Origin of the sequence: Enterobacter sp. BIDMC 27, from assembly GCF_000534415.1 — a bacterium.
Taxonomy (GTDB): Bacteria; Pseudomonadota; Gammaproteobacteria; order Enterobacterales; family Enterobacteriaceae; genus Enterobacter; species Enterobacter hormaechei_C.
In genome coordinates, this window is the sequence record NZ_KI973178.1 from 3,541,098 (window position 1) to 3,562,233 (window position 21,136).

The window sequence follows — 21,136 nt, forward strand, 5'->3', positions numbered from 1 at the left end:
CGACCTGACGCCTACAGTAACTCCAGACAACACAGATAAGGAGTGCATCATGGTTAAGGTCGGTATTAACGGTTTCGGCCGTATCGGACGTAATGTCCTGCGCGCGGCGCTGGGCAACCCGGATCTCCAGATTGTGGCCATTAACGATCTGACGGACAGTAAAACCCTCGCCCATCTGCTGAAATATGACTCTCTGCTCGGCACGCTGCCGGTGCCTGTGGAAGCGGCGGACGGCGCGCTACAGGTTGACGGGCAACGCATCACCGTATTCAGTGAACGCGACCCGGCAAACATTGCGTGGAAAGACGCAGGCGTTGAGGTGGTAATTGAAGCCACCGGCTTCTTCACCGAACGTGAAAAAGCGGCGGTGCATATCACGAGCGGCGGCGCAAAACGCGTCATTATTTCCGCCCCGGCTAAAAATGATGATCTGACGGTGGTGATGGGTGTGAACCACACGCTGTACGATCCGGCCCAGCATTTTGTGGTCAGCAACGGGAGTTGCACCACTAATGGTCTGGCGCCAGCGGCGCAGGTGCTGCACCAGCAGTTTGGCATTGAGCACGGGCTGATGAACACCACGCATGCCTACACCAACAGCCAGGCGCTGCATGACCAGCCGGAAAAAGATCTGCGCGGCGCGCGCGCGGCAGCATTATCCATTGTGCCTTACTCCAGCGGCGCGGCAAAAGCGCTCGGGAAAGTGATCCCCGAGCTTGACGGTAAACTCACCGGGTATTCTCTGCGCGTGCCGGTTCCGGTGGTGTCGATTGTCGATCTGACGGTGACGCTGAGCCGCAACGTGACCGCCGAAGAGGTGAATGACGCGTTCCGTCAGGCTGCCGCCAGCGGGCCGCTGAAAGGCATCCTGGGCTACAGCGATGAACCGCTGGTCTCCCGTGATTATCAGGGCGACCCGCGCTCATCCATCATCGACGGGCTTTCAACGCTGGTGATTGGCGGGAATATGGTGAAGATCCTGTCGTGGTATGACAACGAATGGGGCTTCTCGAACCGTCTGGTGGATCTGGCGGTGCTGATGGATAAGAAAGGGTTGTAGCCGATCGTATTGCCGGGTGACGCTTGCGCATACCCGGCCTGCAAAATGGCCCCTCTGCCTGCTAACAGGGGGGCATCATGACACTCTTCAGAAATAATATTTAAACCGCACACGACCGCCATAACGATCGTCGTTCTTATCGCTTCCCTTTTTCGGCGACGCGTTCACCCACGAAGCGTAGGCGCCCAGGTAAATGTTAAAGTTCTTCATCTTCATTACGTTGGGAATAAGGTACGACGCATGGACAGTGTGAATATCATACTCACCCGGATCGGTGATCCAGCAATCATTCTCACACTCTGCGTCAAAGGTTGAAGTGTTAAATTCGTCGATTTCGTTATGCGCATAAATATAGCCCAGCTCAGCGTTACGCCACAGGGCATTGACGCCGGAGGTGAAGTCCGTTTCGTCTGCGGCGTCAAGATACGCTGTGTTGAGATTCACGACTATGCCATCCTCAGGATCGGCTTTCAGACCATCCCAGGTCATGGTGAATCCGTAACCGGTGCGGTCAGACTGATCGACCCAACGACCCGCGTCATCCCGATAGCCATAAGCATTGTTGACCAGATTGGTTTCCATGGCGACGGCCGTTGAGAACGGGCCGTCCTGCCACGAAATAACTGGCCGGACATAGGCGACGTTCTTATCATTTTCCAGTTCCGCGCCATGGTAGCGCTGGTCGACGTACAGATCGCTGCCGTCTTTGAACAGCGTATTCAGCTCGAAATACCAGTTATCCAGCGTTTTACTCACCAGGAAGTTACCGCCGCTGTCGGTACGGCCACGCCCCTCTTTCAGCATATAAATGTAACCATAGCCGTCGCTATAAAGATCGTCCGCTGTATTGCCTGAGTATTCAACAAAGGTATCCTGGTTGAGCGGGAACATATCGTAGGCTTCAAAACGTCCAACTTTAATTTCCCAGTCGTTTTCTGCGCCAAAGAAAAATACCGCATCATCAAGGTACATTTGCCCTGCCAAATCGCCCAGTGGTTGTACAGAAAATCCGGAAAAATGGCCGTTATCCATTTTTCGATAACCATCAAACCCCAGCAAAATACGACCATTAATATCCCACCGTTCTTTATCTCCCGGTGCCCAGTCGCTATTAGCACTTTGCTTAACAGAAGTCAGACTGCCGGTTTTGCTGGCAGCATCCATATTAAATTCCACATCGCCATAAAATTTTATATCTCCAAAGCCCGAAAGCGTCAGCTTCGGTGGTGCGTCTTTATTGACGGGCTCTTCTGACTGGACGACCACGGGAGCAGCCTGCTGACTGGCCGCCTGCTGTTGTTTCAACGCCTCGATTTGCGCCTCCAGTTGCGCCAGTTTTTCATCTACGCTCGTCGCGCTTTGTGCCGCAAAAAGAGAGCCAGAACAGAGTGCCCCCACGAGGACAACCATTTTTTTTAATTGCATAGAATCCATCCTGAAATAAAAGTGAATACCCGAAGTGATGGGCCACTCTATTTCGTCTAAATGTTTTTCGGCAGGCTATTATGTTTTTTGTTATGTCGGTTATGTTTTTTACTTTGTGTGACCTTCACGGAAAGTTATTCGCGGAATGTAATAAAGAAACACAACCCCGTTCACAGAATTAAAAAAGGTTGCAACCCATAAGCCTGGTCAATATTTATAGTGTGCCCTGACAGGATATTTAATTAAAATCATTCCCCAAAAAACATTCCCCGAGTAAATAGTTTTCGGCGCGCTTCTCACGTCCGGGCGCGGCGGTAAATTGTCTGGTAATGCGCAAAATGGGATATCTAACACGCGAAGCGGGCAATATTCGTCTAAGGTTTTCAGGTGATTGACGACAGCGGTGACGCTGCCCAGCGACGAATGGAGATGAACCGATGATAAAAACTCGAATGCTACGCCCTGGCTTGTTACACCTTACGTTGGCAGGCGCCCTACTCGGTGTTACCGCATTTGGTTATGCTGAAGACCAGCCAACGAGCCAGCAAAGCTCACCTGATATTCTCCTTGGCCCCCTCTTTAATGAAGTACAGAGCGCCAAACTGTTCCCGGATCAGAAAACCTTCGCGGATGCCGTTCCCAAAAGCGACCCGCTAACCATCCTGGCGGATTACCGGATGCAGCATACCCAGTCCGGTTTTGACCTGCGCCACTTCGTAGAGATGAACTTTATCCTGCCGAAGGAAGGTGAGAAATACGTTCCCCCTGAAGGCCAGAGCCTGCGCGAACACATAGACGATCTGTGGCCTGTACTGACCCGCACCACTGACAAAGCGAACAAATGGGACTCCCTCCTGCCCCTGCCAAAGCCCTATGTCGTGCCTGGAGGACGCTTCCGCGAAGTCTATTACTGGGACAGCTATTTCACCATGCTGGGGCTGGCCGAGAGCGGCCACTGGGATAAGATCGGCGACATGGTGGACAACTTCGCTTACGAGCTTGATACCTGGGGCCATATCCCTAACGGTAACCGCAGCTACTACCTGAGCCGCTCTCAGCCGCCGTTCTTCTCGCTGATGGTGGAATTGCTGGCCACGCATGACAGCGACGCGTTGAAGAAATACCGTCCGCAGATGGAGAAAGAGTACGCGTACTGGATGGAGGGGGCTGATGGGCTCCAGCCTGGTCAGGCGAACAAACGCGTGGTGAAGCTGGATGACGGCTCGATCCTCAACCGCTACTGGGACGATCGGGACACGCCGCGCCCTGAGTCGTGGCTGGATGACGTGACCACCGCCAAAAATAACCCTAACCGTCCGGCCACCGAGATTTACCGCGATCTGCGCTCTGCCGCGGCCTCGGGCTGGGATTTCAGCTCCCGCTGGATGGACGATCCACAGAAGCTGGGTACCATCCGCACCACCAGCATCGTGCCGGTGGATCTGAATGCGCTGATGTTTAAGATGGAAAAACTGCTGGCCCGCGCCAGTCAGGAAGACGGCGATAACGCCAGTGCAAGTAAATATGACGCGCTGGCCTCCGCACGTCAGAAAGCCATGGAAAGCCACCTGTGGAACGATAAAGAGGGCTGGTATGCGGATTACGATCTGAAAACCGGGAAGGTGCGTAATCAGCTGACGGCCGCAGCCCTCTTCCCGCTGTATGTGAAGGCCACATCACAGGATCGCGCCGATAAAGTGGCCGCAGCCGCGTCGTCACGCCTGCTGAAACCGGGCGGTATTTCTACCACCACCATCAACAGCGGGCAGCAGTGGGATGCGCCGAACGGCTGGGCGCCGTTGCAGTGGGTAGCGGTGGAAGGGTTGCAGAACTATGGTCAGCAGAAAGTGGCGATGGACGTAACCTGGCGTTTCCTGAAAAACGTTCAGCATACCTACGATCGCGAGAAGAAACTGGTTGAGAAGTACGATGTCTCTTCGACCGGTACCGGCGGTGGCGGCGGTGAGTATCCGTTGCAGGACGGTTTCGGCTGGAGTAACGGCGTGACGCTCAGGATGCTGGACATGGTCTGTCCGAAAGAGAAGCCGTGCGACAGCGTACCGGAGAATCAGCCTGCGGCAAACGATGATGTTGCACCTGCGAAACAGGCGGCGCAGTAGCGCCCCTCACCCTGACCCTCTCCCCGGTGGGGCGAGGGGATGGTTCCGTGCAATAGATTGGCCCGGTAGCGAAGCGCCACCGGGCTTTTTTCAGAAGCTGTAACTCGCCCCGACCTGGAACGTGCGGTCGCGGCCTATCCAGCAGTTGGTCGCGTCATAGCAGGTGAGCGTCTCTTTGTTGGTGACGTTCTGCGCGCTCGCTTTCAACGTCAGCCCCTCCAGCGATGGCGCCAGCTCGCCCATGCGGTAAGACGCCGCCAGATCGTATTGCGTCGTACCGCCCAGCTTGCCTGCGTCGTTGGCTGGCGAGATCTCCATCGGCCCGGTGTAGCGTGCCCCTGCCCCCAGCGTTAACCCTCTCAGCGGCGTGCTGTCAAAGGTGTAATCTCCCCACAGATTAAAGGCGTTCTCAGGGACCTGCGTCGGTCGTTTGCCCTGGTACTTGTCATCTTCGGTATTGATGGCGTGGGTGTAGGCATAGTTGGCAATCAGCGTCAGGTTATCCGTTGGACGACTCATAGCGGAAAGCTCCGCACCTTTCGATTCCACTTCCCCGGTCTGGCGATAGTTGAGGAAGCCCGGATCGCTGGTCACCACATTTTTCTGACGAATGTTAAACACCGAGGCGGTGAAGGTGGTTGCGTATTCCGCCAGCAGGTATTTCACCCCACCCTCCACCTGCTTGCTGGTGGTGGGCTTAACGTCTTTCGCGGTCAGCGTGCCCTGCGGCGATACCGGGGCGAACCCTTCCGAATAGCTGATAAACGGCGAGAGACCATTGTCGAAGGCATAAAGCGCGCCCAGTCGCTTAGTGAGGCGATCCTGCGATACCCATGCTTTGTCACCGTTTTGCAGATAGTTGGTGGTGACAGAACGGTAGTCGTCATAGCGCAGGCTGGCCAGCACGTTCAGCCCGCCAAACGCAATCTGATCCTGGAGGTAATAGCCATTCTGCTGATAGCTGAGACGGTTTTTCTGCGCGGTTTCAAGCCCCAGCGCATCGTTATCGATCTGCGAGTGATCCGGATTACGCATATCGATACCCGGTGTGGACGAGGCGTAACGATAATGGAAGTGAGAGTTCAGCTTCTGGTAGTCAAAGCCCACCAGCAGATGATGTTTCCAGTCCCCCAGCGCGACGGTTCGGGTGACCTGGTTATCAATGTTGAAGCTCTGTAAATCTTCATCCGTGGTATAGGCGAAGCGGTTAAGCTGGTAGACCTCGCTGCCCGTCCCGGTTGAATAGGCGCTGCGCTGGTGGGTGTCCACGTCAAAGTAGCGCGCTTTCTGGCTAAAGCCCCAGCCACTGTCAAACTCATGTTCAAAGCTGTAGCCCAGCATCCACTGACGCTGCTTAAAGCCGCTCCACTCATCCCCGGCATAGTCACGACGATCGGCGTATTTAGACCGTAGATAGCTTAGCGGCATCGGATCAGACGGCGTCAGGCTCGGCGTATTTTGCGCCAGCGCGTCAATGGTCAGGCGCGTTTTGTCATCCGGCTGCCAGGTCACGGAGGGGGCCACCAGATAGTTTTCATAGCGCGTGGTGTGCGCCTGTTCGTCACTCTCTGTCGCTTTACCCAGCAGGCGATAGTTCCAGTCGCTGGTCGCAATCTGCCCCGTGGAATCCAGGTACCCCTCTTTCAGATTGCGGTTTCCGGTGTTAAAGCCCAGTTCTGTTTTCGCCTCTTTCTGCGGCTTTTTACTCTGAATATTGACCAGCCCGCCCGGGGAGCCGCCGCCATACAGCACGGATGACGGCCCCTTCAGAATATCGACGCTCTCAATCAGCAGCGGATCGATTCGCGCTTTAGTGTTCCCGGTGACGTTATAGGGAAGTTGCAGGCCGTTGTAGAACTCCTGCTCGACGTTGAACCCGCGGATTTTGTACTCGCTCATGTAAGAGGTGCTCCCGCGCACCTCCGTGGAAACGCCCGGCGCATAGCGCAGGATCTCGTTTACCGAACTGGCGTGCCGCTGCTCAATCTCTTTAGCGGCAATGGTGTTGATCACCTGCGGCGTTTTACTTTCCGCGACGGCTGATTTCGTGGCGCTGTTGGTCCAGGCAGGGAGCGCGCTGCCCTGCTCTGTACCGGTCACCACGATGGTGGGTTCTTCTGCAAAAGCCTGTGTTTGCAACGCCAGCGTGACGGCGCCTGCCAACGCGCATAACGCAAAACGTGAGGTGCTCATAGTGTCGTCTTGTTATTAGATGGTATTGGGAACGCCAATTATTATCATTTCCATTAGCAAATCAATATCGGCGGAGAAAAACAGATCGTTTGTATTAAGTTTCATGCCAGCGTGCCGATAACCCAGAGACAGTCTGTCATCTATCGAGGAGCCATCTGGCGTGAGTAGCTACAGTGAGCAGTTCCTGAAACAAAATCCGCTGGCTGTATTAGGGGTGTTACGCGACCTGAAAAAGGGCGAGGTGCCGCTGCGCATCAACTGGTCAACCAGCCAGTTTATCAGCAAGATCCTGGACGTGACGGCAGAACACCTGATCGTGGATCTGGGTAGCCAGAGCGAAGAAAACCGTGCCGCGCTCCAGGCAGAAAACCTCTCGGTGATGGCCGAAACGCAGGGGGCTAAAGTCGAGTTTATACTGCCCCGCCTGACCACGATCGCGTACCAGGGTTTGCCTGCGTTTATCGCTCCCCTGCCCGCTAACCTCTGGTTCGTGCAACGCCGCGAGTTTTTTCGCATCAGCGCCCCGCTTCACCCGGCCTATTTCTGTAAGGCAAAAATGCCGGACAAAAAAGAGATCCGCTTTCGTCTCTTCGACCTGTCACTGGGCGGGATGGGCGCGTTAATGGATACGCCGAAGCCGGAAGGACTGGTGGAAGGCATGCGTTTTAGTCAGATTGAGCTGGATATGGGCGGATGGGGACGCTTCTGGTTTGACGCCCAGCTGATTGCCATCAGCGAGCGTAAGGTGGTGGACAGCAAAAACGAAACCATTACCACGCCGCGACTGAGCTTTCGCTTTCTGAATGTCGGGCCAGGCGCCGAACGCGAACTACAGCGCATCATCTTCTCACTGGAGCGTGAAGCGCGGGAACGCGCGAACAAAGTGCGCTGAAAGGCGTCGGGCAGCATGCTGCCGCCCGACAAAGGCGTTACATGGCGTCCATCGCTTTCTGTACTTTCCAGATATAACGTGGAGCCTGTGCTGACGGATGATTCTTCACAACGTGCTCGAAGAATTCATCTTTATCCATATCGTTAATCTCTTCTATCGCCTCTTTGCGATCGGATGAGAAGGTTCGGAGCAGCGCGCCGGCTCCGTTAACGTACGACACCACCAGCGCATATTGCATCACTTCCGGATCGTCAATCCCCTTCAGAATGCCATGCTCGAGAATGCTCAGGTAAGCGGTTCCCATAGAGATATTACGTTCCGGGTTTTTCAGCTCGCTGGTGGATGGCTGTCCCTTCCAGCCCATGTAGCGATAGACCTCTCTTCCCGCCGTCGAGGCTTTTAACTGCATCAGCCCCACCGCATTCGATTTACTCACCAGCGTCGGGTTGCCGCCGGACTCCACGGCAATGATCGCCGTGATCAGACGCGGGCTCACGCCCCAGGCCTTCCCGGCTTGTTCGCTGATCGGCATCCACTGCATGGCCCGCTTTACCGGCACTTCAGGGTTCCAGGGGGGATTTTGATAATCATGTTTTGAACTACAGCCAGCGAGCAGCACAATCAAAAAAGCAAACCATCTCAATTTCACGTCATCTATCCTTATAGCCGGTCATCGCGGTACGTCGCCCCTTGAAGCAGGCGGCGTATAAGCGGCATGATATAGACAATTAGATTCTCATTCAGCAAGGAATTGCCATGCCTCAGTTTCATCTCATCGCACCGTCAGGCTACTGCATCAACCAGGAGGCGGCACAGCGGGGCGTTCAGCGCCTGCTGGAAATGGGCCATCAGGTAGAAAATCAGAATATTATCCCCCGCCGTATGCAGCGTTTTGCCGGTACGGAGGCGCAGAGACTGAGCGATATCAACAGCCTGGCGACGCTGGAAGGTGAAAACACTATTGTGCTGGCCGTGCGCGGCGGCTATGGCGCAAGCCGGCTGCTGGAGAGCATCGACTGGGCCGGGCTGGCCGCGCGCCAGCAGCAGGATCCGCTGTTAATCTGCGGACACAGCGATTTCACGGCGATCCAGCTCGGCCTGCTTGCGTTGCATAACGTCATTACCTTTAGCGGCCCGATGCTGGCCGGCAACTTTGGTGCGCCGGAGCTGGATGCGTTTACGCAGGACCATTTCTGGCGCGCCCTGCAAAACCCGACGTTCACCGTCGAGTGGCAAGGCAATGGACCGCACTGGGAATGTGAAGGACAGCTGTGGGGCGGCAACCTCGCGATGCTGGTGTCGCTGATTGGAACGCCGTGGCTGCCGCAGATCGCGGACGGCATACTGGTGCTGGAAGATATCAACGAACACCCGTTCCGCGTCGAACGTATGCTGTTGCAGCTGTATCACGCCGGGATCCTGGATCGGCAGTCGGCCATTGTGCTGGGCAGTTTTAGTGGTTCAGCCCCCAACGATTACGATGCGGGCTATTCCCTGGAGACGATGATTGATTTCATTCGTTCCCGGCTGGATATCCCGGTGATCGCCGGTCTGGATTTCGGCCATGAGCAGCAAACCGTTACCCTGCCGCTGGGTGCCCAGGCGCACCTTGTACACGATAATTCAGGCAGTCGGTTAACAATCAGCGGTCATCCGGTCTTAAAGGCATAAAAAAGCCGTTATTCCCCCTCAATAAAACGCAGTTAACGTTGTTATTATGTTAGGGTTTTAATAACAGCGTTCACATTGAGGTGGGAGTAAGACGACATTGGGTGCCACAGCGATAATCAGTCTTTTCATTCTGGGTTCCATCCTGGTAACCTTTAGCATTTTATTAAGTTCATTTTCATCGCGTCTTGGCATACCTATTCTTGTCATTTTCCTGGCTATCGGCATGCTTGCCGGGATCGACGGTATCGGCGGTATCCCCTTCGATAATTACCCTTTCGCCTATATGGTGAGTAACCTCGCGCTGGCGGTGATTCTGCTGGACGGCGGAATGCGCACCCAGGCAAGTTCGTTTCGCGTTGCCTTAGGCCCGGCGCTGTCTCTGGCGACCCTCGGCGTGCTGATCACCTCCGGCCTGACCGGCATGATGGCGGCCTGGCTGTTTAACCTCGATATAATGGAAGGCCTGCTGATTGGCGCGATTGTCGGCTCTACCGATGCGGCGGCGGTTTTCTCGCTGCTCGGCGGCAAGGGGCTGAACGAACGCGTTGGCTCCACGCTTGAGATTGAATCCGGCAGTAACGATCCGATGGCGGTGTTCCTGACCATTACCCTGATTGAGATGATCCAGCAGCACGAAACCGGCCTGAGCTGGATGTTCGCCTGGCACATCCTCCAGCAGTTTGGGCTCGGGATTATCATTGGTCTCGGCGGCGGTTACCTGTTACAGCATACGATTAACCGTATTACGCTGCCTTCCGGCCTTTACCCGCTGCTGGCCCTGAGCGGTGGGATCCTGATCTTTGCCGTCACCACCGCGCTGGACGGCAGCGGTATTCTGGCGGTTTACCTTTGCGGTTTCCTGTTGGGCAACCGACCGATTCGCAACCGTCACGCCATCTTGCAGAACTTCGACGGTCTGGCCTGGCTGGCGCAGATCGCCATGTTCCTGGTGCTGGGCCTGCTGGTGACGCCGTCGGACCTGCTGCCTATCGCCGTACCGGCGCTGCTTTTGTCGGCCTGGATGATCTTCTTCGCCCGTCCGCTGTCGGTGTTTGCCGGGCTGCTGCCGTTCCGCGGGTTTAACCTGCGTGAGCGGATATTTATCAGTTGGGTGGGGCTGCGCGGCGCGGTGCCGATTATTCTGGCAGTGTTCCCTATGATGGCCGGGCTGGACAACGCCCGTCTGTTCTTCAACGTCGCCTTCTTCGTAGTGCTGGTGTCGCTGCTATTCCAGGGGACGTCGCTGGGCTGGGCGGCGAAAAAAGCCAAAGTGGTGGTACCGCCCATTGGCTGGCCGGTCTCCCGCGTGGGGCTGGATATTCACCCTGAGAATCCCTGGGAACAGTTTGTCTACCAGCTAAGCGCCGATAAGTGGTGCGTGGGCGCGTCCCTGCGCGATCTGCATATGCCCGCTGAAACGCGCATTGCCGCCCTGTTCCGGGATAACGCCCTGCTTCACCCGACCGGCAGCACGCGGCTGCGTGAGAACGATATCCTCTGCGTGATTGGCCGCGAGCGCGACCTGCCGGCCCTCGGCAAGCTGTTCAGCCAGTCGCCTCCGGTGGCGCTGGATCAGCGTTTCTTCGGCGATTTTATCCTCGAAGCCAGCGCCCGCTTTGCGGATGTGGCGCTGATTTATGGCCTGGAAGGTGGACTGGAGAATCGAGATAACCAGCAAACCCTGGGTGAGATTATTCAGCAATTATTAGGAGCTGCGCCGGTCGTCGGTGACCAGGTGGAGTTTGCCGGGATGATCTGGACGGTAGCGGAGAAAGAAGATAACGCGGTGCGCAAAGTCGGCGTAAGGCCGATGGAGGAGGAGGCGGAGTAGCTGCTTTTTTGCCGGGTGGCGGTTTCGCCTTACCCGGCCTACAAAACCCCGAATGTAGGCCGGGTAAGCGTTAGCGCCACCCGGCACACACACAAGTTACACCGTCACAACAGGCACTCTTGACGCCAGCGCGCACATCAGCTCATACCCGACTGTGCCCGCCGCAGCGGCCACATCATCAATTTTAACCTCGTTGCCCCACAGCTCAACCGGTGACCCGATCCCCGCCTGGGGACACGGCGTCAAATCGATGGCCAGCATGTCCATGGAGACGGTACCTACCGTGCCGGTGCGCACGCCATCGACCCACACCGGCGTGCCACTTGGGGCGATGCGCGGATAACCATCTGCATAGCCCCCCGCCACGATACCGATGCGCTGTTCACCTGCTGCCCGATAGCGGCTGCCATAGCCCACCGTATCGCCCGCTTTCAGGGTTTGCACGCCGATAATCTCGCTTCGTAACGTCATCACCGGCTTCAGGCCGCTGTTGGCAATATCCTGCCACTGACCTGAGGGTGACGCGCCGTACAGAACGATCCCTGGACGCACCCAGTTGTAGTGCGCCTCGGGATGCCAGAGCGTTGCCGCTGAGTTCGACAGCGAGCGCGGACAGTCCAGACCTTCTGCCGCCTGCTCAATGCGGACCATGGCATCGGCAATGCCGTCCGGCTTTTCCGCATCGGCGAAGTGCGCCATCAGCGTCATCTCACCGACGTTTTTCAGCGCACGAAGCTGCTGCCAGACCGTATGCACCCGTTCAGGCTGGAAGCCCAGACGGTTCATCCCGCTGTTCACTTTGAGATAGATATCCAGCGGGGCATGCAGCTTCGCGTCCTGGATGGCCTTGATCTGCCAGTTACTGTGAACGCTGGTCGTCAGGCGGTACTTATCCAGCAGAGGCAGATCCTGCGCATGAAAGAATCCTTCCAGCAGCAGGATCGGTCCTTTCCAGCCGCGCTCGCGCAGCAGGATGGCCTCTTCCAGATTCAGCAAGGCAAAACCATCGGTGCCGCCGAGCGCACTCCAGATACGGTCGATACCATGACCGTAGGCGTTGGCTTTCACCACCGACCAGACACGAGAACCCGGCGCAGCACGGCGAACAATTTGCAGGTTATCCTTCAGCGCCTGCAAATCCAGCTGGGCCAGAATAGGACGGGACATGACGACTCCTTAATTATGCGCGCCGTGCAGGTGTTGTGGACGCGATGGGGTAAACCCTGATTGATAGCGTGCGGCGCTCAAATCGTCAAACGGAATTGCCGGCGTCCTTCCGGAGATCAGGTCGCTCAGCAGCTGGCCCGAACCGCAGGCCATGGTCCAGCCAAGCGTGCCGTGGCCGGTGTTGGTCCACAGATTTTTATATGGCGTACGGCCCACAATCGGCGTGCCGTCCGGGGTCATTGGGCGCAGGCCGGTCCAGAACGTCGCCTGCTCAATGAAGCCGCCGCGCGGGAAGAGATCGCCCACGACCATCTCCAGCGTTTCACGACGCGGTTTGAGCAGCTCGGTATTGAAGCCCACGATTTCCGCCATGCCGCCGACGCGGATCCGGTTATCGAAGCGGGTGATGGCGATTTTGTAGGTTTCATCAAGAATGGTCGAGACCGGCGCGCCGCTGTCCTCTTTCACCGGGATGGTCAGGGAGTAGCCTTTCAGCGGATAGACCGGGATATCCAGGATCCCTTTCAGCATCGCGGTTGAGTAGGAGCCAAACGCCATCACGTAGGCATCGGCTTTAATTACCTCTTCCCCACACTTCACGCCGTAAATCTTCTCCCCTTCCGACAGCAGTTTGTCGACAGAAGTATTGAAGCGGAATTTCACCCCGGCCTGCTCACACATGCGCGCCAGACGCTGGGTGAAAAGCTGGCAGTCGCCGGTTTCATCGTTCGGTAAACGCAGACCGCCCGTCAGCTTGTGCGCGACCTCGGCAAGCGCTGGCTCCACCTGCGCCAGCTGGCTGGCTTCCAGCAGCTGATACGGTACGCCAGCATCTTCAAGCACGGCGATATCGCGGGTCGCGTTTTCGTACTGTTGCGCGGTACGGAACAGCTGAAGCGTGCCGCCCTGACGCCCTTCATATTCGATGCCCGTTGAGGCACGCAGCGCCTTCAGGCAGTCGCGGCTGTATTCCGCCAGCCGCACCATACGCCCCTTGTTTTCCATATAGTGGCGGGTGTCGCAGTTGCGCAGCATCTGCCACATCCACTTAAGCTGGAACTGCGTGCCGTCAAGGCTGATCGCCAGGGGCGCATGTCGCTGAAACATCCATTTGATCGCCTTCAGCGGAACGCCCGGGGCCGCCCACGGCGCAGCGTAGCCCGGAGAGATTTGCCCCGCATTCGCCGCACTGGTTTCCAGCGCCGGACCGGATTCGCGATCGATAACGGTAACCTCATGTCCCGCCTGACTCAAATACCAGGCGCTGGTTACGCCAACGACACCACTTCCCAGTATGACAACACGCATAGCCACTCCATTATGAGCAAAAGAACAATCATCTAATTACAGATTGATAACCTAGTTGAAAATATTATTCAACATATGACTTTTTTATGGTGACTCAACTCACATATCCCGCTGTATCAGGGGATGGCGCTTATTTGGGATCTCCTGCTGCGCGTTTTTTTTAACCAGTAGAAAATTCTGTGAGCACCGCTTTATTTGCCGTATCGAAAACGCGAAATCGCAAAGAAAAAATTTCTGCGCCCCGCGTATTTGAATGGGGTGATCTATGCTTGAAAGGAGGCTCTCCAGTCAGAGAGAGCGACCAACAACGAGGGCGCGCTAATGGCTACACTAGATTCCATGTCCAGGGACAGCACCCGTCTGAGCGATGGACCCGACTGGACCTTCGAGTTGCTGGATGTCTACCTGGCGGAGATCGACCGGGTGGCCAAACTCTATCGTCTGGATACCTACCCCCATCAGATTGAAGTCATCACCTCGGAACAGATGATGGACGCTTACTCCAGCGTCGGGATGCCAATTAACTATCCGCACTGGTCGTTTGGCAAAAAATTCATTGAAACAGAGCGGCTGTATAAGCACGGGCAGCAGGGACTGGCGTATGAAATCGTCATTAACTCTAACCCGTGTATTGCCTATCTGATGGAGGAGAACACCATTACCATGCAGGCGCTGGTGATGGCGCACGCCTGCTATGGACATAACTCGTTCTTCAAAAATAACTATCTGTTCCGCAGCTGGACGGACGCCAGCTCCATCGTCGATTACCTGATCTTCGCCCGCAAATACATTACCGACTGCGAAGAGCGCTACGGCGTGGACGAGGTGGAGAAGCTGCTGGACTCCTGCCACGCGCTGATGAACTACGGCGTTGATCGTTATAAGCGTCCGCAGAAGATCTCATTGCAGGAAGAGAAAGCCCGGCAGAAGAGCCGCGAGGAGTATCTGCAAAGCCAGGTGAATATGCTGTGGCGCACCCTGCCGAAACGTGAAGAGGAGAAAACCGTCGCCGAGGCGCGTCGCTACCCTTCCGAGCCGCAGGAAAACCTGCTCTACTTTATGGAGAAAAACGCCCCACTGCTGGAGCCGTGGCAGCGTGAGATCCTGCGCATCGTGCGCAAGGTGAGCCAGTATTTCTATCCGCAGAAGCAGACCCAGGTGATGAACGAAGGCTGGGCGACCTTCTGGCACTACACCATTCTTAACCACCTGTACGACGAAGGAAAAGTCACCGAGCGGTTTATGATGGAGTTTCTGCACAGCCACACCAACGTGGTATTCCAGCCGGCATATAACAGCCCGTGGTACAGCGGCATTAACCCGTACGCGCTCGGCTTTGCCATGTTCCAGGATATCAAGCGTATTTGTCAGTCGCCCACCGAAGAGGACAAATACTGGTTCCCGGATATTGCCGGTTCCGACTGGCTGGAAACGCTGCACTTCGCGATGCGTGATTTTAAGGATGAGAGCTTTATCAGCCAGTTCATGTCGCCGAAGATCATGCGTGATTTCCGCTTCTTCACCGTACTGGATGATGACCGCAACAACTACCTGGAGATCTCCGCGATCCACAACGAAGAGGGTTATCGCGAGATCCGCTCGCGCCTGTCATCCCAGTACAACCTGAGTAATCTTGAACCGAACATTCAGGTCTGGAACGTGGATCTGCGCGGCGACCGCTCCCTGACGTTGCGCTATATTCCGCACAACCGCGCGCCGCTGGATAAGGGGCGTAAGGAAGTGCTGAAGCATGTGCATCGCCTGTGGGGATTTGACGTGTTGCTGGAGCAGCAGAACGAAGATGGCAGCGTGGAGCTGCTGGACCGGTGTCCGGCGCGGTTGAATACGCTGTAGTGGGATTTTTTGCCCGGTGGCGCTACGCTTACCGGGCCTACGGGACCTGTAGGCCGGGTCAGGCGAAGCCGCCACCCGGCGAAAAAAAACCTCTCAATCGAGAGGTTTTTTATTTCAGCGGCTCTGAATCGCTAAATCACCCGGCAGCGTTTTCTGCATCCGGTGCCAGATTTCACCGGAGTCGTGGCCGTAACGACGCACCGTTTCATAGACCTGATCGTGCAGCCCTTCGGTGCAGAGTTTGCTCAGTTTATGGTAGAAGCCGAGCGCCAGGCTGCGGGCTTCAGGGTTAGCAAAGTAGTGACGACCAATGCGCGTATATAACCCTTTCATTCCATTCAGGATCAGACCGTAAACCGGATTGCCGGAAGCAAACGCCAGACCGCGGAACACGTTGTAATCAAGGGTCGCAAAGGCATCCGCGTGGTCTTCCACCTCATTAGCGGTGGCAAGCACTTTCAGCGCATCTTCAGGATGCTGACGAAACGCGGTGCGGATGAAAATGGTGGCGATGTTGGTGCGCACGGAAAGCAGATTATCAATCAGCTGCGGTACGCTTTCGTGGTCGAGACGCGCCAGCGTTTCCAGAATGTTCAGCCCGGACGTTTCCCAGAAGTTGTTCACCTTAGTGGGTTTGCCATGCTGTATCGTCAACCAGCCATCGCGCGCCAGACGCTGGAGCACTTCTCGCAGCGTGGTACGGGTGACGCCAATCAGTTCAGAGAGTTCGCGTTCAGCAGGTAGAATTGATCCCGCAGGGAAACGATTATTCCAGATGCTTTCAATGATGTACTCTTCCGCGAAACCCGCCGGGCTCTGCGCCTTAATGACCATAGTGAGATTTCCATTACACAGCTTTAGCAAATTGCACTCATCATACCAGAGGCGCGCAGAGGCAGATAGCGCAGCAGAGACAGAAAAGAGGGATCGCCGTTTCATTTTTATGAAATTTACAAATGGCTTAATCCCCCGCTCTGCCGCCATTTTTGCGTATACTGATGTCTTGTCTTATTTGACGGGTAAAGGACGTCTGTCGTGGAAATTTCATTTGGGCGCGCGCTGTGGCGCAACTTTTTAGGTCAGTCACCTGACTGGTACAAACTTACTTTACTGGTATTCCTGGTCGTTAATCCCGTTATCTTTTTGCTGGATCCCTTCGTTGCCGGGTGGATGTTGGTCGCCGAGTTTATCTTTACCCTGGCGATGGCGCTGAAGTGCTATCCGCTGTTGCCCGGCGGGCTGCTGGCGCTGGAAGCCGTGGTCATTGGAATGACCAGCGCGGAGCATGTTAAAAACGAGATAGCGTCGAATCTTGAAGTCCTGCTGCTGCTGATCTTCATGGTGGCGGGGATCTACTTTATGAAGCAGCTTCTGCTGTTTATCTTCACCCGTTTGCTGCTGAGCATTCCGTCGAAAACGCTGCTTTCGCTGGCGTTTTGCCTCGCCGCGGCCTTCCTCTCTGCCTTCCTGGATGCGCTGACGGTCGTTGCGGTGGTGATCAGCGTCGCCGTCGGCTTTTACGGGATTTACCACCGGGTGGCCTCGTCTCGTCCTGGCGATAACTTGCAGGACGACAGTCACGTTGAGGCGCACAACCGCGATGTGCTGGAACAGTTCCGCGCGTTTCTGCGCAGCCTGATGATGCATGCGGGCGTGGGGACGGCGCTGGGCGGCGTGATGACCATGGTCGGGGAGCCGCAAAACCTGATTATCGCCAAAGCGGCTGAGTGGCATTTTGGCGAATTTTTCCTGCGCATGGCGCCCGTCAGCGTGCCCGTGCTGGTCTGCGGGTTAGCCACCTGTGTGCTGGTCGAAAAATTCAACCTCTTTGGGTATGGCGCGAAGTTGCCCGATCAGGTCCGCCAGGAGCTGCATAAGTTTGACGAGCAGAGCCGCAAACAACGCACGCGCCAGGAGACGCTGCGCCTGATTGCACAGGGTTTCATCGGCGTGTGGCTTATCGCTGCGCTGGCCTTCCACCTTGCCGAGGTGGGGCTGATTGGCCTGTCGGTAATTATCCTTGCAACCAGCCTGGGCGGCGTTACGGACGAACATGCTATCGGAAAAGCCTTTACCGAAGCGCTGCCGTTTACCGCCCTGCTGGCGGTGTTTTTCGCGGTCGTGGCGGTGATTATTGACCAACATCTGTTCGCGCCGATCATCGCGTTTGTGCTTCAGGCTACGCCAGATTCGCAGCTAACGCTGTTCTATTTGTTTAACGGTCTGTTGTCCTCTATATCCGATAACGTCTTTGTCGGGACGGTATACATCAATGAGGCCAAAGCCGCGATGGAGCAAGGGATTGTCAGCAGTGAACAGTTCGAGCTGCTGGCGGTGGCGATCAACACCGGAACCAACCTCCCCTCCGTGGCAACCCCGAACGGTCAGGCGGCATTCCTCTTCCTGCTGACCTCGGCGCTGGCACCACTCATACGACTTTCTTATGGAAGAATGGTCTGGATGGCGCTGCCGTATACGCTGGTGCTTACCCTGGTTGGTTTGCTGTGCATCAAAATTACTCTCGTTCCCTGTACGCAATGGTTATTGCAAGCAGGTATACTTGCGGCGCATTAAAATTCGTTTACACTGCGCTGTCTAAGCATGTTCCAGGGAAATGATTATGTTGCGATTTTTGAACCAGTGCTCACGCGGTCGCGGAGCGTGGTTGTTGATGGCCCTGACCGCCTTTGCGCTGGAAATGGTCGCGCTGTGGTTTCAGCATGTGATGGGGCTGAAACCTTGCGTACTGTGTATTTATGAGCGTTGTGCGCTATTCGGCATTATGGGCGCGGGTCTGGTAGGTGCGATTGCACCTAAATCACCGTTACGCTATGCGGCAATTGCCATCTGGCTATACAGCGCCGGGAAAGGGATTGCGCTTGCCTGGGAGCACACCCAGATGCAGCTTCACCCGTCGCCGTTTATGACCTGTGATTTTGCCGCCCGCTTCCCGAGCTGGCTGCCGCTGGATAAATGGCTGCCGCAGGTGTTTGTGGCCTCCGGTGACTGCTCTGTACGCCAGTGGGAGTTCCTGACGCTGGAGATGCCGCAGTGGCTGGTGGGCATTTTTGTCGCCTACTTTGTGGTGGCACTGCTGGTGCTGATTGCCCAGCCGTTCAAACCAAAGAAACGCGATCTTTTTGGAAGGTAAAAGCAAAACGGCAACGTCAGTTTTGTTGGTCGGGTAAGCGCAGCGCCACCCGACAAAATTGCGCACAATAAAAAACCCGCCTCGGCGGGTTTTTTGTTATCACCGATTAGGGTGATTCATAATGTGGTCTTCCCAGTCGCGCACCTCGGACTCTTTCACCGCAATGTGGCGCACGGAAATACGTTCACCGTGCATCGCCGCTTTCGACCCCGTCAACAGCGGATGCCATGTGGGCAGATCCTTTCCTTCCGCCAGCAGGCGATACGCGCAGGTATGCGGCAGCCACTCAAAGGTCGGCAGATTTTCACGGGTTAACTTGATGCAGTCCGGCTCATATTCGAAACGGCGCTCATAGTTGCGGCACTGGCAGGTTTTGATGTTTAACTGCTTGCAGGCTACGTTGGTGAAATAGATCTCGTCTGAATCTTCATCCATCAGCTTATGCAGGCAGCACTGCCCGCAGCCGTCACACAACGATTCCCACTCCGCGTCGGTCATGTCGTCGAGAGTTTTGCTTTGCCAGAAAGGAATGTCGTTCATCGGGATGTCCACACGTCAAAATAGAGCGCACCTTATAACGAGTCTGGCACGTTGATGCAAGTTTTGCCGCCCTTTTCAGGCGGCAAGGTGCTTTTACAGCACGCGGGTTTTCAGCGACAGGCCGTTAAAACTGACGTCCAGCTCGTCGCCACTGTGCAGCGGCCCCACACCTTCCGGGGTGCCGGTGAGGATCACGTCGCCGGGTTTCAGGGTGAAGAAGCGGCTCATGTAGGCAATCAGCGGAACAATCTTATGGATCATGTCAGCGGTCGTTCCCTGCTGGCGGATCTCGCCATTGACCTTCAGGCTGAGGGGCGTGTTCTGCGGATCGTCGGTAAATTCACTCACCGGAACGAAACCGGAAATCGGGCATGAATTATCAAAACCCTTCGCTTTTTCCCACGGCTGCCCCGCTTTCTTCATTTTGCCCTGGACGTCGCGCAGCGTGAGGTCGAGCGCGACACCGTAACCCGCAATCGCTTTCTCTACATGCTCTTCGGTTGCCTGGCGCAGCGTCGCGCCGATCAGCACCGCCAGCTCCACTTCATGGTGCACCGAGCCCAGTCCCTGCGGCAGAACCAGCGGCTGGCGAATATCGCACAGTGCGGTTTCTGGCTTAATAAACAGAACCGGCTCTTCCGGCACGGCGCTGCCCATCTCCTGAATATGTTTTGCATAGTTGCTGCCCACGCAGACCACTTTGCTGACGGGATAATCCAGTAATGCACCTTGCCAGTTATGATGTTGATACATGGTCGACCCCTAATCGGTTGATGAGTTGTTCCCGGAAGGACCCGGGCTTATTTCTTTCCGCTCACCTCAAGATGCTGTTTTAATAAATTCTCCGGTGGCGGCGGAAGCTGTAAATAATAGCCCTGCTCGGTTAACGCCTTTTTGACTTTCTCCAGATCGGCGTTCACCAGCTTCTTACGGCCGTCCAGCGGCAGCAGCATCGCCAGCTGCGGTCGGCCAAAGCTTTTCATTAATTCTTCAGGCACGCGGGAAAAATCGTCTTTCTTTTCGACATAAAGGTAGGTCTGGTCGCGGCTGGTACTTCTGTAGATCACACAAAACATGTTTTTACTCTGAATTAACGGGTGGTTGCTTGCCTCAATATACTCCTGACTATAACATGCCTGATACTCTTCGGAATATCGCGGCGATGTGTTGCGGTTAATAGCAAATTGAGTAAGGCCAGGATGTCAAATACGCCCATCGAGCTTAAAGGCAGTAGCTTCACCTTATCAGTGGTTCATTTGCATGATGCAAAACCCGAGGTTATTCGTCAGGCGTTAGAAGACAAAATCGCGCAGGCTCCCGCTTTCCTTAAGCATGCTCCTGTTGTCGTCAATGTAAGCGACCTTGAGGGGCCGGTTAACTGGAAGCGGCTCCAGCAGGCCGTCGCCTCCACGGGGTTGCGCATCGTGGGCATTAGCGGCTGCAAAGACGCAGAGTTAAAAGCCGAAATTGAACGCGCGGGTTTGCCCTTGTTGAACGAGGGCAAAGAAAAAGCCCCACGTGCAACGCCTGCAACCGTTCCCGCTCCCCCGCCTCCGGCGCAAAATGTAGCCCCAGTCACAAAAACGCGATTGATTGATCTGCCGGTTCGTTCCGGTCAGCGCATTTATGCGCCAAACTGTGATCTGATTGTTACAAGCCACGTCAGTGCGGGCGCTGAACTGATTGCAGATGGCAATATTCACGTTTACGGTATGATGCGTGGGCGTGCGCTTGCGGGTGCCAGCGGCGATCGAGAAGCACAAATTTTTTGTACTCACCTGACGGCAGAACTGGTGTCTATCGCAGGTGAATATTGGCTGAGCGATAAAATCCCAGCCGAATTTTATGGCAAAGCGGCCCGTCTGCAACTGGCAGATAACGCTTTGACCGTTCAACCGTTAAATTGATCCCTTTTAACAAGGAA

Annotated in this window: 18 protein-coding genes; 9 read left to right on the top strand and 9 right to left on the bottom strand. The window is 55.7% G+C overall.

Translation table 11 applies throughout. The features are described from left to right. The first annotated feature begins 49 nt into the window (after positions 1–49). On the top strand, positions 50–1,060 hold the full coding sequence (gene gap, locus L463_RS06110; protein ID WP_015570325.1) for a type I glyceraldehyde-3-phosphate dehydrogenase: 1,011 nt from the start codon (positions 50–52) through the stop codon (positions 1,058–1,060). An 87-nt stretch (positions 1,061–1,147) separates the two neighbouring features. Here gap and L463_RS06105 read toward each other — a convergent pair whose 3' ends face one another. Further along, positions 1,148–2,485 carry a carbohydrate porin gene (locus L463_RS06105; protein ID WP_023296783.1) on the bottom strand — a complete coding sequence of 446 codons (1,338 nt, stop codon included), beginning with the start codon at positions 2,483–2,485 and terminating at the stop codon, positions 1,148–1,150. A 437-nt stretch (positions 2,486–2,922) separates the two neighbouring features. On the opposite strand from L463_RS06105, the gene L463_RS06100 reads away from it, so the two are divergent. After that, positions 2,923–4,605, top strand: coding sequence for an alpha,alpha-trehalase (locus L463_RS06100; RefSeq protein ID WP_032103575.1), 1,683 nt, complete (start codon positions 2,923–2,925; stop codon positions 4,603–4,605). Positions 4,606–4,695: 90 nt separating this feature from the next. On the opposite strand, the gene L463_RS06095 is transcribed toward L463_RS06100, so the two are convergent. Then, positions 4,696–6,798 carry a TonB-dependent siderophore receptor gene (locus L463_RS06095; protein ID WP_023296785.1) on the bottom strand — a complete coding sequence of 701 codons (2,103 nt, stop codon included), beginning with the start codon at positions 6,796–6,798 and terminating at the stop codon, positions 4,696–4,698. Positions 6,799–6,958: 160 nt separating this feature from the next. On the opposite strand from L463_RS06095, the gene L463_RS06090 reads away from it, so the two are divergent. Further along, the gene (locus tag L463_RS06090; protein ID WP_017384309.1) at positions 6,959–7,690 is read left to right on the top strand and encodes a flagellar brake protein YcgR; all 732 of its coding nucleotides are present in this window, start codon (positions 6,959–6,961) and stop codon (positions 7,688–7,690) included. 37 nt (positions 7,691–7,727) lie between these two features. Here L463_RS06090 and emtA read toward each other — a convergent pair whose 3' ends face one another. Further along, positions 7,728–8,339 carry a membrane-bound lytic murein transglycosylase EmtA gene (gene emtA / locus L463_RS06085; protein ID WP_017384310.1) on the bottom strand — a complete coding sequence of 204 codons (612 nt, stop codon included), beginning with the start codon at positions 8,337–8,339 and terminating at the stop codon, positions 7,728–7,730. 107 nt (positions 8,340–8,446) lie between these two features. On the opposite strand from emtA, the gene ldcA reads away from it, so the two are divergent. Both ldcA and L463_RS06075 read left to right on the top strand, forming a co-directional pair. Next, a complete protein-coding gene (gene ldcA / locus L463_RS06080) occupies positions 8,447–9,361 on the top strand; it encodes a muramoyltetrapeptide carboxypeptidase (RefSeq protein WP_023296787.1) in 915 nt (304 codons plus the stop codon). A gap of 97 nt (positions 9,362–9,458) precedes the next feature. Further along, positions 9,459–11,192, top strand: a complete 1,734-nt coding sequence (locus L463_RS06075) for a potassium/proton antiporter (protein ID WP_023296788.1) — start codon at positions 9,459–9,461, stop codon at positions 11,190–11,192. 96 nt (positions 11,193–11,288) lie between these two features. On the opposite strand, the gene dadX is transcribed toward L463_RS06075, so the two are convergent. Together dadX and L463_RS06065 are read right to left on the bottom strand one after the other, a co-directional pair. Beyond that, on the bottom strand, positions 11,289–12,359 hold the full coding sequence (dadX, locus tag L463_RS06070; protein WP_023296789.1) for a catabolic alanine racemase DadX: 1,071 nt from the start codon (positions 12,357–12,359) through the stop codon (positions 11,289–11,291). Between the two features lie 9 nt (positions 12,360–12,368). Further along, positions 12,369–13,667: a D-amino acid dehydrogenase gene (locus tag L463_RS06065; protein WP_015570317.1), complete on the bottom strand. Its 1,299-nt coding sequence runs from the start codon at positions 13,665–13,667 to the stop codon at positions 12,369–12,371. Positions 13,668–13,988: 321 nt separating this feature from the next. Here L463_RS06065 and L463_RS06060 point away from each other — a divergent pair, with 321 nt between their 5' ends. After that, entirely contained in the window at positions 13,989–15,521 is a 1,533-nt protein-coding gene (locus L463_RS06060) for a SpoVR family protein (protein ID WP_017384314.1), read from the top strand. A gap of 114 nt (positions 15,522–15,635) precedes the next feature. On the opposite strand, the gene fadR is transcribed toward L463_RS06060, so the two are convergent. Continuing rightward, on the bottom strand, positions 15,636–16,355 hold the full coding sequence (gene fadR, locus L463_RS06055) for a fatty acid metabolism transcriptional regulator FadR (RefSeq protein WP_015570315.1): 720 nt from the start codon (positions 16,353–16,355) through the stop codon (positions 15,636–15,638). 201 nt (positions 16,356–16,556) lie between these two features. Here fadR and nhaB point away from each other — a divergent pair, with 201 nt between their 5' ends. Together nhaB and dsbB are read left to right on the top strand one after the other, a co-directional pair. Further along, positions 16,557–18,095 carry a Na(+)/H(+) antiporter NhaB gene (gene nhaB, locus L463_RS06050; RefSeq protein ID WP_017693269.1) on the top strand — a complete coding sequence of 513 codons (1,539 nt, stop codon included), beginning with the start codon at positions 16,557–16,559 and terminating at the stop codon, positions 18,093–18,095. 46 nt (positions 18,096–18,141) lie between these two features. Further along, a complete protein-coding gene (gene dsbB / locus L463_RS06045) occupies positions 18,142–18,672 on the top strand; it encodes a disulfide bond formation protein DsbB (protein WP_017693268.1) in 531 nt (176 codons plus the stop codon). A 99-nt stretch (positions 18,673–18,771) separates the two neighbouring features. Here the strand turns inward: dsbB and L463_RS06040 are convergent, their stop codons facing one another. From L463_RS06040 to L463_RS06030, 3 genes are all read right to left on the bottom strand, one after another. Next, positions 18,772–19,212 (bottom strand): YcgN family cysteine cluster protein, encoded by a 441-nt coding sequence (locus L463_RS06040; protein ID WP_015570314.1) that lies wholly within the window; start codon positions 19,210–19,212, stop codon positions 18,772–18,774. Between the two features lie 93 nt (positions 19,213–19,305). Continuing rightward, on the bottom strand, positions 19,306–19,965 hold the full coding sequence (locus L463_RS06035) for a fumarylacetoacetate hydrolase family protein (RefSeq protein WP_015570313.1): 660 nt from the start codon (positions 19,963–19,965) through the stop codon (positions 19,306–19,308). 47 nt (positions 19,966–20,012) lie between these two features. Beyond that, positions 20,013–20,288 (bottom strand): YcgL domain-containing protein, encoded by a 276-nt coding sequence (locus L463_RS06030; RefSeq protein WP_006810982.1) that lies wholly within the window; start codon positions 20,286–20,288, stop codon positions 20,013–20,015. A 123-nt stretch (positions 20,289–20,411) separates the two neighbouring features. Here L463_RS06030 and minC point away from each other — a divergent pair, with 123 nt between their 5' ends. Beyond that, positions 20,412–21,119 (top strand): septum site-determining protein MinC, encoded by a 708-nt coding sequence (minC, locus tag L463_RS06025; RefSeq protein WP_017384318.1) that lies wholly within the window; start codon positions 20,412–20,414, stop codon positions 21,117–21,119. The last annotated feature ends 17 nt before the right edge of the window (positions 21,120–21,136 follow it).